This is a genomic window from Ruegeria sp. CDSC051, from assembly GCF_059610665.1.
Genome location: NZ_JBXWOC010000003.1, coordinates 37,337 through 53,434 on the forward strand (window position 1 = coordinate 37,337; position 16,098 = coordinate 53,434).

General features: G+C 57.2%; 15 protein-coding genes and 1 tRNA gene. 5 read left to right on the top strand and 11 right to left on the bottom strand.

Annotated features, from left to right (window positions below):
- Positions 1–5 precede the first annotated feature (5 nt).
- From argB to rpmH, 10 genes are all read right to left on the bottom strand, one after another.
- Positions 6–869, bottom strand: coding sequence for an acetylglutamate kinase (gene argB, locus AC2FH0_RS08425; protein ID WP_496691913.1), 864 nt, complete (start codon positions 867–869; stop codon positions 6–8).
- Positions 870–929: 60 nt separating this feature from the next.
- Entirely contained in the window at positions 930–1,583 is a 654-nt protein-coding gene (gene yihA / locus AC2FH0_RS08430; protein WP_142639735.1) for a ribosome biogenesis GTP-binding protein YihA/YsxC, read from the bottom strand.
- Positions 1,580–2,317: an MOSC domain-containing protein gene (locus AC2FH0_RS08435; RefSeq protein WP_496789061.1), complete on the bottom strand. Its 738-nt coding sequence runs from the start codon at positions 2,315–2,317 to the stop codon at positions 1,580–1,582. Before AC2FH0_RS08435 ends, yihA begins: the two co-directional genes overlap by 4 nt.
- The gene (gene yidC / locus AC2FH0_RS08440; RefSeq protein WP_496789062.1) at positions 2,314–4,143 is read right to left on the bottom strand and encodes a membrane protein insertase YidC; all 1,830 of its coding nucleotides are present in this window, start codon (positions 4,141–4,143) and stop codon (positions 2,314–2,316) included. Before yidC ends, AC2FH0_RS08435 begins: the two co-directional genes overlap by 4 nt.
- 123 nt (positions 4,144–4,266) lie before the next feature.
- Entirely contained in the window at positions 4,267–5,811 is a 1,545-nt protein-coding gene (locus tag AC2FH0_RS08445; protein ID WP_496691916.1) for a putative bifunctional diguanylate cyclase/phosphodiesterase, read from the bottom strand.
- 73 nt (positions 5,812–5,884) lie between these two features.
- Entirely contained in the window at positions 5,885–6,778 is an 894-nt protein-coding gene (gene ttcA, locus AC2FH0_RS08450; protein ID WP_142639727.1) for a tRNA 2-thiocytidine(32) synthetase TtcA, read from the bottom strand.
- Positions 6,779–6,822: 44 nt separating this feature from the next.
- Positions 6,823–8,430, bottom strand: coding sequence for an acyl-CoA dehydrogenase family protein (locus tag AC2FH0_RS08455; RefSeq protein WP_496789064.1), 1,608 nt, complete (start codon positions 8,428–8,430; stop codon positions 6,823–6,825).
- Positions 8,431–8,496: 66 nt separating this feature from the next.
- The gene (yidD, locus tag AC2FH0_RS08460) at positions 8,497–8,733 is read right to left on the bottom strand and encodes a membrane protein insertion efficiency factor YidD (RefSeq protein WP_281973741.1); all 237 of its coding nucleotides are present in this window, start codon (positions 8,731–8,733) and stop codon (positions 8,497–8,499) included.
- A complete protein-coding gene (gene rnpA / locus AC2FH0_RS08465) occupies positions 8,730–9,155 on the bottom strand; it encodes a ribonuclease P protein component (protein WP_496789065.1) in 426 nt (141 codons plus the stop codon). The genes yidD and rnpA overlap by 4 nt, the downstream gene beginning before the upstream one ends.
- Positions 9,156–9,180: 25 nt before the next feature.
- Entirely contained in the window at positions 9,181–9,315 is a 135-nt protein-coding gene (gene rpmH / locus AC2FH0_RS08470; protein WP_005632162.1) for a 50S ribosomal protein L34, read from the bottom strand.
- Positions 9,316–9,585: 270 nt separating this feature from the next.
- Between rpmH and AC2FH0_RS08475 the strand changes: the two genes are divergently transcribed.
- From AC2FH0_RS08475 to AC2FH0_RS08490, 4 genes are all read left to right on the top strand, one after another.
- The gene (locus AC2FH0_RS08475; protein ID WP_496789067.1) at positions 9,586–10,344 is read left to right on the top strand and encodes a TVP38/TMEM64 family protein; all 759 of its coding nucleotides are present in this window, start codon (positions 9,586–9,588) and stop codon (positions 10,342–10,344) included.
- A 2-nt stretch (positions 10,345–10,346) separates the two neighbouring features.
- Entirely contained in the window at positions 10,347–11,765 is a 1,419-nt protein-coding gene (locus AC2FH0_RS08480) for a dihydrolipoyl dehydrogenase family protein (protein WP_496789068.1), read from the top strand.
- Positions 11,766–11,783: 18 nt separating this feature from the next.
- Positions 11,784–13,166 carry an ATP-binding protein gene (locus tag AC2FH0_RS08485; protein ID WP_496708986.1) on the top strand — a complete coding sequence of 461 codons (1,383 nt, stop codon included), beginning with the start codon at positions 11,784–11,786 and terminating at the stop codon, positions 13,164–13,166.
- 64 nt (positions 13,167–13,230) lie between these two features.
- Positions 13,231–13,307, top strand: a tRNA-Arg gene (locus AC2FH0_RS08490).
- Between the two features lie 767 nt (positions 13,308–14,074).
- On the opposite strand, the gene AC2FH0_RS08495 is transcribed toward AC2FH0_RS08490, so the two are convergent.
- Positions 14,075–14,962: a LysR family transcriptional regulator gene (locus AC2FH0_RS08495; RefSeq protein WP_496789069.1), complete on the bottom strand. Its 888-nt coding sequence runs from the start codon at positions 14,960–14,962 to the stop codon at positions 14,075–14,077.
- A 122-nt stretch (positions 14,963–15,084) separates the two neighbouring features.
- On the opposite strand from AC2FH0_RS08495, the gene cuyA reads away from it, so the two are divergent.
- Complete coding sequence (cuyA, locus tag AC2FH0_RS08500) at positions 15,085–16,098, top strand: D-cysteate sulfo-lyase (protein ID WP_496708984.1); 1,014 nt, start codon at positions 15,085–15,087, stop codon at positions 16,096–16,098.

The following is a 16,098-nucleotide window of genomic DNA, read 5'->3' on the forward strand; positions in this document are numbered from 1 at the left end:
GTCGATCAATCGGGTCGGATCAGCGACCCAGCCCCGTGTTCGGTGAACAGTTCCAGTAGCACCGCATTGGGCGCGCGCCCATCCAGAATGACTACGGCCCGCACCCCACTATGTAGTGCGTCCAGCGCCGTTTCGGTCTTGGGGATCATTCCGCCTGCGATGGTCCCGTCCAGGGTCATCTCGCGGATCTGACCGGCTTTTAGCTCGGTCACGACCTCTCCGGCAGCGTTCTTGACGCCTGATACGTCGGTCAGCAACAGCAGACGGTCTGCCTTCAAGGCCGAGGCGATGGCACCGGCGGCGGTGTCACCGTTGACGTTGAACGTCTCACCTTCGCGCCCGGCGCCCAGAGGCGCAATTACCGGGATCACGTCATGCGTAAACAGATCGTGCAGGATTTCGGGTTTCATCTCGGAAGGAGAGCCAACAAACCCCAGCGAGGCATCGGTTTGATCACAGATCATCAGGCTGGCGTCCTTGCCCGACAGGCCAACCGCAGTCCCTCCCTGTCCGTTGATGGCCTGAACAATGCGTTTGTTCACGAGGCCGGACAGGACCATCTCGACCACTTCGACAGTCGCCTTGTCCGTCACACGCTTACCGTTCACGAAATCGGATTGGATATCGAGCTTGTCCAGCATCGCGTTGATCATGGGACCGCCGCCATGTACCACAACCGGGTTGATGCCCACCTGGCGCATCAGAACCACGTCACGGGCAAAGCTTTCCATCGCTTCATCGCTGCCCATGGCGTGCCCGCCCAGCTTGATAACGACAATGGCCCCATCATAGCGCTGCAGATAGGGCAGTGCGCTGTTCAATGTGGCGGCGGTGGCAATCCAATCCCGGTTCATGTCTCTTGTCTTCATGGCTAAGGTCCCTCTGGCCCACCGTGTTAGGGCCTTTGAAAGGTGCTGCCAAGGGCCAAGCTATTCCAGATGCGTGATGATCGAGCGCAACGTTGGGATACCATCGCCTTTTTCGGACGACGTCAGCACGATTTCGGGGAAAGCGGCGGGGTGTTTTGACAGGGCCGAGCGGACCTGGTTCAGAACCTTTTCGCGTTCATTGGCCTTGACCTTGTCTGCCTTGGTCAGCACGCATTGAAAGGTTACGGCACTGGTGTCCAGCAGCTTCATAATCTCGGCATCAACAGGCTTTACCCCATGGCGCGCGTCAACCAGGACAAAGGCCCGGCGCAGGGTCTGTCGGCCACTGAGATATTGTTTCAGCAACCGCTGCCACTTTTCCACCACCTTAACCGGCGCATTGGCATAGCCATAGCCGGGAAGGTCGACCAGATAAAGCTCCGGCCCTTGGGTGAAAAAGTTGATTTCCTGCGTGCGGCCCGGCGTGTTCGATGCACGCGCCAGCCCCTTGGTGCCGGTCAGCGCGTTGATCAGGCTGGACTTGCCAACATTGGAGCGGCCCGCAAAGCAGACCTCAAGCCGGTCAGGGTCGGGCAGCCCACTCATGGCGACGACACCTTTGACAAACTCGGACGGGCCTGCAAACAGCTTGCGCCCGCGCTCCAACGAGAATTCATCGGGATCTTGGGCCAGAGGGAAGGGTAGGGTGCTCATAACGGTATCACCTTGTCACCGACCGAGATTACCCCGCCGCGAACCACTTCGGTATAGATGCCGAAATCCTGATGGCCCCAGCTGTTCAGCGCGCCCAAAGTGTCGGCATCGCGGTCGCCGGTATCGGGGTTCGCAGTGGTCGCCAAACAGCGCACAATCCGCTCGCGGACACGGAACATGGCCTCACCGATTTGCAACTCGCGGTCGAGCCAGTCGAATTCTTCCCATAGGGGCAGGCCATCGAACCAGATGTTACCGCGCCAGCGTTTGATTGACAGGTCTTGCCCCAGTTTTTGTTCAACCGCCCGGTGAGAGGCCATGTTGCATAGGCTGATTGACGGGAAATCGCTGTCTGTCATCCCACGCCCTGGTATTCGAACGATCCGGGCAGATGCCGCCCTGTCCGCGGGCATCAGCGGGCGCACCCAATCCAGAAAAACGTCCTGTTCCCGATCCGGGTCAAAGGTTAGATCGGGGCGATCGGGGTGGGTCAGGGTCAGCAGATCCGCATCCAGCTTGGCGGAAATGGCCATCAGAACTGGGGCTTTTGACCCTCGGCTGAAATTGACGCAAGGTACCCATTTCGTGCCATCGGCCTTTGACGCTTCGTGCGCAACTGCCCAAACGCGATCCCCGGGCATTGTCTGCCCGGGGGTCACTGTCACGGTCTGCACGGCTTCGTGGCCGTGGCTTTTCATAGGATGCCGCCAAATATGGGTGACTTCAGCCGTCATTTGTCATCCGTCTTAGCGGCGCGCTTGAAACCGGATTTGATGTTGCCAAATACATCCGGTTTATAACCTTGGCTGCGCATGATCAGATACTGTTGGGTAAAGGTGATCGTGTTGTTCGCGATCCAGTACACCACAAGGCCGCTGGCAAACCCACCGAGCATGAACATGAAGACCCAGGGCATCCAGGCAAAGATCATTGCCTGTGTCGCGTCTGTTGGTGCCGGGTTCAGCTTTTGCTGCAGCCACATCGAAATCCCCAGCAACAGTGGCAGGATGCCGATGAAGATCAGCGCCATAAGGGTGTCAGGTTGCGGCCCGGCCCAAGGCAGCCAGCCGAAGAAGTTCATGATTGACGTTGGATCCGGTGCGCTGAGATCCTGAAACGGGCCAAACCACGGTGCTTGACGCAGTTCGATGGTGACAAAGATCACCTTATACAGCGAGAAGAAGATAGGGATCTGCATCAGGATCGGCAAACAGCCCGCGGCGGGGTTAACCTTTTCCTTCTTGTACAGTTCCATCATACCTTGCTGCATTTTCTGACGATCGTCACCAGCGGCCTCTTTCAGGGCCTCCATCTGCGGCTGCAGTTCCTTCATCTTTGCCATCGAGACATAGGACTTGAACGCCAGCGGGAACAAGATCGCCTTGATGATCAGGGTCAGGCCGATGATCGACCAGCCCATGTTGCCGATCTGGGCGTTAATGTTGTGCAGCAGCCAGAAGATCGGCTTGGTCAGGAAATAGAACCAGCCCCAGTCGATGCTGTCGATGAACTTTTGAACGCCTTCGGCCTGATATTCACGAATGGTTTCCCATTCTTTGGCACCGGCAAACAGCTGGGTTGTGACCTCTTCAGTAGCCCCAGGTGCGACAAGCAATGTCGGCAGTACAGTTTCCGTCTGATAGATCTTGCGACGGGCATCGTATTTGGCTGCTGCCTTGAAGGTCGCGCCCTCAGCCGGGATCAGGGTGGTCATCCAATAGTGATCAGTAAAGCCGACCCAGCCACCGTCTTTGACCTGAAAGACCTCGGCTTGCGCCCGTTCGTTCGGATCAATATCAAAGTCGCGCACATCGCCATAGTCGATTTCATCAAGAACACCGTCGGCCATGACCATCACGCCTTCATGCAGGATGAAGAAATTCTTCAGTCCGGGCAGGTCGCCATCTTCGCCGATGCCATGGCGGGCGAGGATGCCATATGGCGCCATGCCGACCTCGGCTTGTGTGTTGTTTTCCACCGCTTGTGTGACTTCGAACATATAGTTCTCGTCTACCGAGATGGTACGGCGGAAGGTCAGGCCATTGCCATTCTCCCACTTCAACGTAACTGGAGCGTTCACCCCAAGTGTTTCACCATTTTCGACCATCCAGACCGTGTTCGGCCCGGGTACGTCCGTGCCGGTGACACCAGCGCCAGGCGCCCATCCGTAGAGCGCATAATATGCAGATTCAGATCCGACCGGAGAGAACAGTTCGACAATCGGTGCGTCGTCCTGGATCGAGACTTTATAATCCTTCAGGTACAATTCATCGATGCGGCCACCGGACAACGACAGGCTGCCCTCAAGGCGGGGCGTGTCGATCTTGATCCGCGCGGCCTCGGACCCGGGCAGCGTTTCTTCTGCGCTCGCCGTGGCTTCGCCTACGGTACCCGCGCTAGAGGCGCTGGGGGTCTGAACCTCATCGCTTTCGATGGCGCTGATTTCAGCCTGATCAGTAATGGTGGTTTGCTCGGGCGGTGGAAACAGCACGAACCAAACCAGGATCACGACAAAGCTGAGCGCGGTTGCGAGGATGAGATTCTTGTTCTGATCGTCCATCTGGGACAGCCACCTTAAGCAGTGAAACACACCCGGTGGGTTCAACAGAGTGCAGCCCCAAAGGTCAAGCGGATTCGCCCGCCTTATGGTTCCAGATTGGGCATTTGTGGTGAAAACCTGCGATCAGGAACCCGCTTGCCGTCCAATCTTGGGAATGCCTTTGACTTTGTTCTGGTGGGCCGAGATCCAATCCATGGTCTTTTCGAACGGCATGGGCTTGCCAATGCCAAAGCCTTGAACGTGGTCACAACCTAGCTGTGCCATCAACGCGTGCTCACCGGTGGTTTCAACACCCTCGGCGAGTGTTTCCACATTCAACCTTTCGGCCATAGTCAGAATTGCACTGACCAATTGTTGTTGCGATGCATCACTGTCCGCCTTGGCCACAAAAGTTCGGTCTATCTTGATCCGCGTCACATCAAACCGTTTGATCGAGGCGATCGAGGCATGTCCAGTGCCGAAATCATCCAGATCGATACAACAGCCAAGTGCTGCAAGGCTGGTCACGTTGCGGGTAATCACATCGTCCGGACGTCGCGAAAACACGGTTTCCAGAATTTCGACAGCCAGTCGGTCGGGCGTCAGGTCGTTTTGGTCCATTTCCCATTTCAATCGGTCCAGCAGAGCGGGGTCTCGTAGCTCGTCCGAAGAAAAGTTGATTCCGATTCGTGGGACGTGAATCCCGTTCCGGCCCCAGTCGCACATCGCGGAGAATGCATGATGCCGCATCGTCTGGCCAAGCCTCTCCATCAGCTCGGCCTGTTCGGCAAAAGGCAGAAATATCTGTGGGTTCAAGATGCCTTTTTGCGGGTGCTCCCAGCGGGCCAGGGCTTCAAACCCCGTAACCCGCCCTGTATCTGTGGAAACCTGAGGCTGAAACCAGGGGCGGATTTGTCCGTTGTCCAGCGCAGCCTCGAACTCTTTGCGAAGGTTGGCCCTGATATTGGATCTACGGCGGGTTTCGTTTGAAAAGGCGCGGATCGTTGAGGGCCCATTACGCTGAGCTTCGCATAGCGCAGCAGATGCGGCATCAATCCAATTTTCAAACCCGGATCCGCGAATTGCGGATTGCAGGCAAAAACCGATTGAACACGAGACATAGGCAGTGGTGCCGTTTAGGGTGATCGGCTCTTCAACGGCGGATTGGATGCGGCCCGACATCTGAATACAGGCTTCGAGATCGAGATGCTGTGACGGGCGCAGGCCGATGGCGATTCTGCACTCGTCTAATCGTGTCGCAATATCGCCGGTTCGAATGACCGAGAAGATGCGGTCACAAAATTGGCTGGACAGATGGGTCGCGGCCGCATTTCCGTGCAGGTCAACAAATTCTGTGAACCCGTCTAAGGCCATAATCATACAAGCCGATCCCATGTTATCGTGATCGGTACGGTCAAAGAAATTTTCAAGTTCGGCGGCAAACTTATCCGTTGGCGCGAGTCTTCCGTGATGGTGCAGTGGAGAGATGCGTGCAGTTTGCGTGCGTCTGACTGAGGCGAAGGCGACGATCAGCAACGGAAGGCTTAGTGCCACAACGACAAGCGCACGTTCTCCACCGATCCAGAAAGCCGCAAGCGAAATGGCGGGAGCAAAGGCCAGCACCGGCGGGCCACTCAGATATGTGGTGAGAGTATCGAGAAATTGATCAACGGAAACAGATTTCCTCATCGGTTCGTCTTCGCCTTTACCTTGAGCATCTTGCGCTCAGGTCAAACCGTAGAAAATCAGTCTGAGTCACTCGTTAACGCAGCTGTGGAATATCATCCGTTTTTTCAGTTTTTTCGCTCGAATTGATGGAAAGATTAACAAAATCAAACAATTTCGGGTCCAAAAGGTGCGAAGGGCGCGCATTGGTTAAGGCGCGGAACATCACTTGCCGCCGTCCGGGGCTGTTTTTTTCCCACTGATCGAGAATCTGTTTGACCTGTTGGCGTTGTAACCCGTCCTGGCTGCCGCACAGGTCACAAGGAATGATCGGGTAGTTCATCGCATTGGCAAATTTCTCGCAATCCGCCTCGGCGACATGGGCAAGGGGGCGAAAGACGAACAGGTCGCCTTCTTCGTTCACCAGCTTTGGCGGCATCGTTGCTAGACGGCCGCCGTGGAACAGGTTCATGAAAAACGTCTCAAGGATGTCGTCACGGTGATGACCCAGCACCACGGCCGAGCAGCCCTCTTCCCGCGCGATGCGGTACAGGTTGCCCCGGCGCAGGCGCGAACATAGCGCGCAAAAGGTGCGGCCTTGGGGAACCTTGTCCATGACGACCGAGTAAGTGTCCTGATATTCGATGCGGTGCGGTACACCCATGCGTTCCAGAAACTCGGGTAGGACGGTAGCGGGAAAACCCGGTTGGCCCTGATCCAGATTGCAAGCCAGCAGATCGACCGGTAGTAGGCCGCGCCATTTCAGCTCGTACAGAACCGCTAGCAAGGTATAGCTGTCCTTACCGCCTGACAGGCAGACCAACCAACGGGGTGGTTTGCCGTCTTTCTCATGCGCGGACGGGTCCACCATGCCATAGTGTTCGATGGCTTCGCGGGTGTGGCGCACGATGCGTTTGCGCAGCTTCTTGAATTCGGTGGTCGAAGGCGCGCCAGCAAACAGCGGATGGATATCGTCAGCTTCGTCAAACATGCGCTGCCCCTACAGCAGATGGCGTATCCGGGCAAGTGTGCGGGTCAGCCCAACCGCGCAAGCAGGGCACCAGTGTCCAGCCCGGACACCGAACCGGGGATGCGGCCATTGTTACATGTCAGCCGAGACGCCACAAATCCATCAGCGACCGGCCCGGGCGCTTGGCGTATTAGTTGAGAGGCCGTCAGCAGCAAAGCAGTGCGCTCCGCAAACCAGCGCGCCTCGGCTTCGGGTGGGATATTGGTCCAGCGGGCGCGGTGGTCCCTCAGCGCCGCATCATAGTGGCGGTTCACTCCGGTTGCCGCCTCAAGCTCGGCCTGCAGTACCTCGGCGGCCAAGGGGTCGCGCGCCAGGGTGCGCAGGATATCCAGGCAGATCACATTGCCCGACCCCTCCCAGATTCCGTTCAAAGGGGCTTCGCGGTAGAGCAAGGGCAGGGGGGTGTCTTCGACATAGCCCATGCCGCCCAACACCTCCATGGCTTCGACCACGACGGCTGGACAGCGTTTGTTGTTGAGGAATTTGGCGAGTGCAACAGCGATGCGGGAAAGGGCTTTATCCTCGGGTGTATGACCGTCAAAAGCCTGCGCCACACGCATTCCCAGTGTCAGCGCCCCCTCCCAGTCCAGCACGAGATCGGCCAGAACGATGCGCATCAGGGGTTGGTCAATCAACCGGCGCTGAAAGGCGCTGCGATGGCTGACCCAGTAATGCGCTTCGCTGAGGGCCGCCCGCATCAGACCTGCCGGGGCCATTGCAGTGTCGAGCCGTGTGTGATGCACCATCTCCAGGATTGTGCGCACACCCGCGCCCTCATCTCCAAGCTGATAGGCCAGCGCATCATGGTATTCAATCTCGGCCGAGGCGTTGGACCGATTGCCCAGCTTGTTCTTCAGCCGCATCAGGTGGATTGCATTGCGTTCGCCGTCCAGCCAGCGGGGCACAAGGAAACAGGTCAGACCGCCGGGGGTCTGGGCAAGTGTCAGGAAACCGTCGGACATCGGGGCCGAGCAGAACCATTTATGCCCGCGCAACCGCCAGTGATCTCCGTCGCGTGTGGCCGTCGTGGTATTGGCGCGAATGTCCGAGCCGCCCTGTTTCTCAGTCATCGCCATACCCAGCGTGGCGCTTTTTTTGGAGGCGATAGGAGCGATAGAGGAATCGTGGTTCCATTCCGTCAATCTGGGAACCCAGATCGAGGCAATCTCTTCATTCGCCGCAAGTGCTGGAACGGCTGCGTAAGTCATCGTCAGCGGGCAGCAATGTCCGGGTTCGACCTGACTGGCAAGGTAGACCATGGCGGCGTGGGTGGCGTGACCATTCGGGAGGTCAGACCAGGCAACGGCTGCGTATCCGGATGATTGACTGAGTTGCATCAGGTGATGGTATGAATGAGTGAAACGCACTTCATCCAGGCGGCGTCCACCTTGGTCAAACAGCACAAGTTCTGGGGAGTGGAAATTGGCCTCGCGCGCCATGTCTCTGACTGCAGCACGCCCAAGGTCTGCACCATAGTTGCGAAGAATAGAGCTTCGCGCGCCTGCCACATTTTGCAGTACTGGGTCAGAGGCCCAAAGGTCTAAATCTGCTCGCACAGGCGGCTGATTCAGAACGTCATGCGTGGGTAGGGAATGGCGCGCGTCAGATGTCATCTGGCCCTCGAATTGAACAGCACAACTGTTCAGCGAAGGTGCGCTCCGGTCAAGTCCGACGACGGGTCAGGAGGGATCTTCACGGTCCGGAACCGGATCATACCCGTCACCACCCAAAGGGTGGCAACGCCCAATCCGTCGCGCGGCCAGCCATGTGCCCTTGATGGCACCGTGTTTTTCCAGTGCCTCCAACGCATAGGCCGAGCATGTAGGCTGATAGCGGCAGTTGAACCCGACCCAAGGGCTGAACAGCAACCGGTACGCCCGAATGGGTAAGGCAAGGATATGCGAGAGCAATGTCATTTCCGCGCAGCATGGACTTTTCGCAGAGCATAGCGCAAATCATCCAGCAGCGCCGCATAGGGGCGTCCGGCTGTGACATCGGCGCGACCGATCAGCACGTAATCCCAGCCGTCCTGCCCCTTCTCAGGCAGTACCGCGCGCGCAGCTTCGCGCAGGCGTCGCTTGGCCCGGTTGCGAGCCACGGCATTGCCGACCTTTTTGGAACAGGTGAAGCCGACGCGAATCCCGTCCGCCTCGCCCTCGGCGCGTTTACGCGCCTGCACCATCATTGATGATGTGCCCTGCCGACGCGCACGCGCGGCGTTCAGGAAATCAGATCGTTTACTGAGGATGATCAATGTTTTGGATGCGCAAACGGACGCCGCCGGGGGCGTATCCCCGGGTTGGCAGTTACCATCCTCAGGGGCCTCCGGCGGCGTCATGTTCATAACCTGATCGGTGAGCGGTTTATGCGCTCAGCGACTTGCGGCCACGTGCGCGGCGCGAGTTCAGGATTTTGCGGCCGGCCTTGGTGGCCATGCGCGCGCGGAAACCGTGGCGGCGTTTGCGAACCAGGTTCGAAGGCTGATAGGTGCGTTTCATCGCTCCGTCTCCAATCTATTCGGTCGGGTGCAGCGCGGATTCGCCTGCCCGTGGTGTTCGAAGCCCGTCCTCTACTGCCAAGCGGGGGGTAAGTCAAACCCCTTGGTGGGGGTTTTGCCGCCTTTTGCAACAAATTCTATAATCCCGCGCGGTAAAAGATTTCAAAAATACGGATTTTAGGCACAAAACCCTCACATTCACTGTCGAAAAGATCAAGGCAGCGTGAGGCCCCTGTTGCCCGGGCGCGTGACGTCGCATGTTGAGGCCAGAATGAGACGCACAAAACTGGACACCATTATGAGCGATACAACTCAGGCCCCGCGCAGCGGGCTTGCGCGACATATTCCTTTGCTGGTGATTCTTTCCGTTGCCGCCGTGGGGTTCTTTACCTTGGGTGATTACCTGACTTTTGAGACCCTGCGCGACAACCGAGAGGCCCTGTTGGGCTGGCGTGACGCCAATTACTGGGCAATGGCAGGCGCATTCATCGCGATCTACATTGCCATCGTTGCCTTTTCGCTGCCTGGCGCTGCGGTGGCCTCGATGACCGGCGGGTTCCTGTTCGGACTGTTCGCAGGCACGGTCTTCAACATCTTTTCGGCAACCATCGGCGCCTCGGCGATTTTTCTGGCGGCGCGCTGGGGCTTAGGTGCGTCGTTGACAGCACGGCTTGAAGCCTCGGAAGGCACCATCAAAAAGCTGAAGGACGGCCTGCGCGAGAATGAGATCTCGGTCCTGTTCCTGCTGCGCCTTGTCCCGGTGGTTCCGTTCTTTGTGGCCAATCTGGTGCCGGCGCTGGTGGGGGTGAAGTTCCGCAACTTTCTATTCACCACGGCGCTGGGCATCATTCCCGGAGGTATCGTTTATACTTGGATCGGCGTCGGACTGGGCGGTGTATTCGACCGAGGTGAAACGCCGGATGTCTCACTGCTGTGGGAGCCGTTTGTCATCGGCCCCATCATCGGCTTGTGTGTGCTGGCGGCTCTGCCCATTCTGATCAAAACGCTGCGCGGCCAAAAGGACAGCTGATCATGCAAGAACTGAAATCCGATATCCTGGTGATCGGGGCCGGGTCAGGTGGGCTGTCGGTCGCCGCGGGGGCGAGCCAGATGGGTGCGGATGTGATCCTGCTGGAAGGTCACAAGATGGGCGGCGATTGTCTGAATTTCGGCTGCGTCCCGTCCAAGGCCCTGATTGCCAGCGGCAAGGCCGCCTATGGGCAGGCGCATGCCTCGGCGCTGGGTGTGGCGGATGTGGTGCCACAGGTGGATTACGCCGCCGCCAAGGACCACGTGCATGATGTGATTGCGCAGATCGAGCCGATGGACAGCCAAGAGCGGTTCGAAGGCTTTGGCGTCAAGGTGATCCGGGAATTTGGCAGCTTCGTCTCTCCAACACAGGTACAGGCGGGGGATCACCTGATCGCCGCGCGGCGGGTTGTGATTGCAACAGGTTCATCCCCCTTGGTCCCGCCGATACCCGGTTTGGACAAGGTGCCGTATTATACCAACGAGACTATCTTTGATCTGCGCGACAAGCCCGATCATCTGCTGATCATCGGCGGTGGCCCCATCGGGATGGAGATGGCGCAGGCGCATATTCGGCTCGGTTGCAAGGTCACAGTCATCGAAGGGCAAAAGGCGCTGGGCAAGGATGACCCCGAGGCGGCAGAGGTCGTGCTGGACAGTTTGCGCGCCGAGGGCGTTGCGATCCATGAACAGGCGATGGTGGCACAGATTCGCGGCTCCGATGGCGCGGTTGAAGTGGTGACCGAGAACGGCGAGATCTTCTCGGGCACGCATCTGCTGCTGGCTGCGGGGCGAAAGGCCAATACCGACCGCCTCAACCTTGCCGCTGCCGGGATCGAGCCCATCCGAACCGGCATCAAGGTCGATGACACCCTGCGCACCACGAACCGCAGGGTCTATGCGATCGGAGATGTCGCGGGTGGGCTGCAATTCACTCATGTGGCGGGCTATCACGCGGGGATTATCATTCGTTCGGCGCTGTTTGGGCTGCCCTCCAAGGCGAAAACCGCACATATCCCCTGGGCGACCTACACCGACCCCGAGCTGGCGCAGGTTGGCCTGACCGAGGTGCAGGCGCGCGCCGAGCATGGCGATAAGATGGAAATTGCTCGGTTTGACTATCACCACAACGACCGCGCCATTTCCGAGCGTAAAACGAATGGTTTCATCAAGGTCATGGTCGTCAAAGGCCGACCTGTAGGTGCCACAATTGTTGGCCATCAGGCGGGTGAGCTGATCAGCTTGTGGTCGCTGGCGCTGGCCAATAATCTGAAGATGGGGCAGGTTGCCGCCATGGTTTCGCCCTATCCGACGATTGGAGAGCTTAACAAACGGGTGGCTGGCGCTTATTTCTCACCAAGGCTGTTTGAGAATCAAACGGTTAAACGTGTGGTCAGGTTCGTCCAGCGCTGGATGCCCTGACCTGGAAGGGAGAGCAATGTGAACTCGCTGTCAGGCCGATTTCTGATCCTGACGACGGTCTTCGTGATGTTGGCCGAGGTTCTGATTTTTGTCCCTTCGATTGCGCGATTCCGCGAAGATTTCCTGCTGAACCGGCTGGAGCGCGCTCAGATCGCCTCGCTCGCTTTGTTGGCCGATGATATGCTGGCCGAGGACCTTGAGGCTGAACTGCTGGCCAATGCGGGCGTCTATAACGTGGTTCTGCGGCGAGACGAGATGCGCCAGTTGATGCTGTCCTCTCCTATTCCAGGGCAGATCAGCAAGACCTATGACCTGCGTGACGCGCGACCATGGGTTTTGATCCGGGATGCTGTCGTGCGGTTGTTCACGCCGGAAAATGAAGTCATCCGTGTTATTGGCGAGCCTGTGAAAGGCGCAGGTCTGCTGATTGAGGTGACGACTGACAGCATGCCTTTGCGTATGGCGATGACGGATTATGGGTTACGCATTCTGGGCCTGTCATTTGTGATTTCGATCATCACGGCTTTTTTCCTGTTTCTTGCGGTTCGGGTGGTTCTGGTAAAGCCCATCAAAAGCGTTGTCGGATATATGCAGCGCTATGCCAGCGCCCCCGAAGATGCCCGTGGAATCATCTCACCGGATTCCAAAGTGACCGAGCTGCGCGAGGCCGAAGAGGCGCTAAAACAGTTGCAAACCGAACTGACCCAGGCCCTGAAACAGCGCGAGCGTCTGGCGCAGCTGGGCGGGGCTGTGGCCAAGGTGAGCCACGATCTGCGCAACATCCTGACCTCGGCCCAGCTGTTTACCGACCGGATCGAATCCAGCGAAGACCCGTTGGTGCGTCGCATGGCCCCTAAGCTGGTGAACTCGATCACCCGAGCGGTAACCCTGTGCGAAAGCACATTGGCATTTGGCCGCGCTGAAGAACCTGCACCGTCGCTTACTTTGATTCCGCTCCGCATTGTGGCCGAGGATGTGGTTGCTAGCGAGAAACTTGCCGTTGCCGATGCCTGTGTCGAGATCATCAATGATGTGCCGGAAGAGTTGGTCGTACGAGCTGATCCTGAACAGATTTTCCGTGTCATGATGAACCTCGTTCGAAATGCTCGTCAGGCGCTGGTTGCATCAGGAAAGCCCGGTCGGATCACCCTGTCCGGGCAAGAGCAGGACGCCAACTGGTGTATTCAGATCAGCGACACAGGGCCGGGCCTGCCGGCCAAAGCGCGTGAAAATCTGTTCACACCCTTTCAGGGTGGCGTCCGCAAAGGCGGGTCGGGTCTGGGCTTGGCGATCTCACAGGAACTGTTGCGGGGCCATGGGGGTGACCTTGTTCTGACCGAGACAGGGTCAACAGGTACCACCTTTGAAATTCGCCTCCCGCGGGGCGATGGGGCTTTTTGAATTATTTTTACAGAATCGACTTGCACGTCCCGAATGCCGGGTCTACATAGCGCCTCACCAACGCGGACCGATAGCTCAGCTGGATAGAGTACTTGACTACGAATCAAGGGGTCGGGGGTTCGAATCCTCCTCGGTCCGCCACTGGTTTCCTGTTGAACGTCACACGAACCTGACCCAACTGTCATAGTTGGACCACAAAAGCAGTGAATGTTCGACATCAGAAGGCGCCCCCAACGTTGGACATCAGTTGAATTTGACCTTTGCGTCATCAACTAGCACGCCGCCCCCATTTCATACTCCCGCAGACAGTTTGGTTTGATCTGATCCCTCCTCTTGGAAAATCAGAGCTGATTTGTAGGTCTGACAGCGAAGCTGCCTGTTCCTGCTAATCTGCCACGTGGCGAACGCGGGAAGGTGCGAGGCAATGCTTTTCGACGGGGGTGGCGCGGCCCGCAGGCACAGCCGAGGACACGGTTCTGTCTAATAGGGTTGCCCGAGGGGGAAGGCAGCGTCTTTCCCCTGATGGCCAGGGGCGTTTGGCTAGTCCAAATCCCGCTGGCCCCAAGACAAGTGCGACGGTGTGGGCTGCGCCGTAACTCTTTGCGCCAGAACACGTTGTTTTTCTAAAAAATGGGCGGGAAGCAGACGTTCGCCGCGTATTCGAATTTCAAAAACCACAACAGTCAAAGTGGCCACTCGCTTGTATCGCTTCTTTGGCAGCTGGGCACGTTCGAGAGACGACTGCTGCCAGGATCAGGTGCTTAGGATGTAGCAGTTTTTTGCGATAACGAAGCGTTTTGCGTGTGGGCTTTGTTTTTTTTCGGTCTGGCGAAGGGTGTGTAAGGGAAAATCATGCCCTTCTGATTAGGGGCGGCTTGCCATTTGGGATAGAGAGTGCAGCGGGAAAACTAGAAACTTAAAATGTCTTCAAGTTGTTTCCATATTTGCTCTGCGTGATCTGGCTGAGATTCTGCCAAGCGGACTACCCTGATTGCCAGAAGCTGTGTGGGCAGCACGTCGTCAATACACACAAGCGCGCCCTCAGAAAGGTGGGTCGCCACTAGAGAGCGGGGCAACCACGCGATGCCGATTTCATTCAAGGCGTATTGTAGTATGGCCAACGTAAGTGCGGTTTCAGCCCTGGGTACTGCGGTTTTACCTTCAGGTAATCGCGGCGCAATCATTCTGGAATAGACCTGCCCGAGAAAGACTTCGGGCGGGTAGCTGATTGTAGGAATTACGTCTTCCGTCGCTTGCGTGCGCACAGTAGGCGCACAGACTGGAATCAAAGTATCCATCCCGAGTGTTTTGGTTTCAAACGCGTTAACGGGTTCTTGAATACTGTCATCAGGCACCGCGTACATGATGGCAAAATCAACTTCTTTTGAAATCAGATGCATCAGGCACTCGTCTTGATTTCCTGAACGAACACGAACCGAGATTTCGCCAGCTTCAGTTAAAACGCGAACAATTTCGGGTGAAATTGTCGTGGTAAGCGCGTGTTGGCAAACAAAAGACAGCGATTTGCCTGTCTGATCACTCGCTGTCTTTAAGGTGTGTCGAAGCCTCTGCAGCCGGGTGCTGAGTTCACGTAATTCAAATTCCAGTTCCCGCACGCCTGGCATCAAAGAGACTGGCTTGCGGCGGCGATCAAACAGCGTTGCGCCGATGTTGTCTTCGATAAGCCGCACCCGCCGAGTAAACGCAGATTGCGTCAGCAATCGCTTTTCAGCGGCGCGGGCGAGAGAGCCGCTATCAAGCACGGCTAATATATCATCGATCCACTCAAGACGCATGGCGGATCGATAGTGCAGTTCGTGACAACATGCAATTCCTGCAATTTATGTACCGAAGTTCGAATTATGAATGCGCCTCAGCGCGTAGTAACTTGACAAAAGCAAATATTAGGAACCATGACATGCACCTTGCCCGTTTTCCCCGCCTGCATCTTGCCCATCTTCCAACACCGCTTGAACACATGACTCGATTGTCAAAAGAGCTGGGGGTCGAAATATGGATCAAACGCGATGATTGCACCGGTATGTCGACCGGCGGCAACAAGACCCGCAAGCTTGAATTTCTAATGGCTGAGGCCGAAGCGCAGGGTGCCGACATGGTGATGACCCAAGGGGCCACGCAAACCAATCACGGTCGGCAGACGGCTGCATTTGCCGCCAAGCTGGGGCTTGCTTGTCACATCCTTTTGGAGGATCGCACCGGTTACCAAAATGGAAACTACAATACGAACGGTAACGTCCTTCTAGACCATTTGCATGGCGCAACTACCGAGAAGTTTCCCGGCGGCCACGACATGCCGGGTGAGATGGAAAAAGCAGCCGAAAAGAAGCGCGCGGAAGGGCACAATGTCTATGTCATTCCTGGCGGCGGATCGAACCCGACCGGCGCACTTGGCTATGTTAACGCGGCCTTTGAACTGTTGGCACAAGCAAATAACAGTGGTTTGCAAATTGACAGATTGGTGCATGCAACCGGTTCTTCAGGAACGCAGGCCGGGTTGGTGACTGGCATGTGTGCCATGAATGCGCAGGTGCCCGTGCTGGGCATCGGCACAAGGGCGCCTCAGCCCAAGCAAGAACAGATGGTTTTTGACCTCGCCTGCAAAACCGCTGAAAAACTGGGCTGCGCAGGTGTGGTCAAGCGCGAAGACGTGAAGGCCAATACTGACTATGTCGGCGAGGGCTATGGCCTGCCAACGACAAGTGGCATAGAGGCGATCCAGATGTTTGCAGAGCTCGAAGGCATCCTTCTCGATCCGTGCTATTCAGCCAAGGGCGCAGCCGGTCTGATTGATCTTGCCCGCAAGGGTGAGTTCAACGGCCAACGGATTGTGTTCCTGCACACTGGGGGTGCCGCAGCCCTTGGGGGGTATGATTTTGCCTTTGATCATCAAAACCGCTGGGTGACTGTCTGA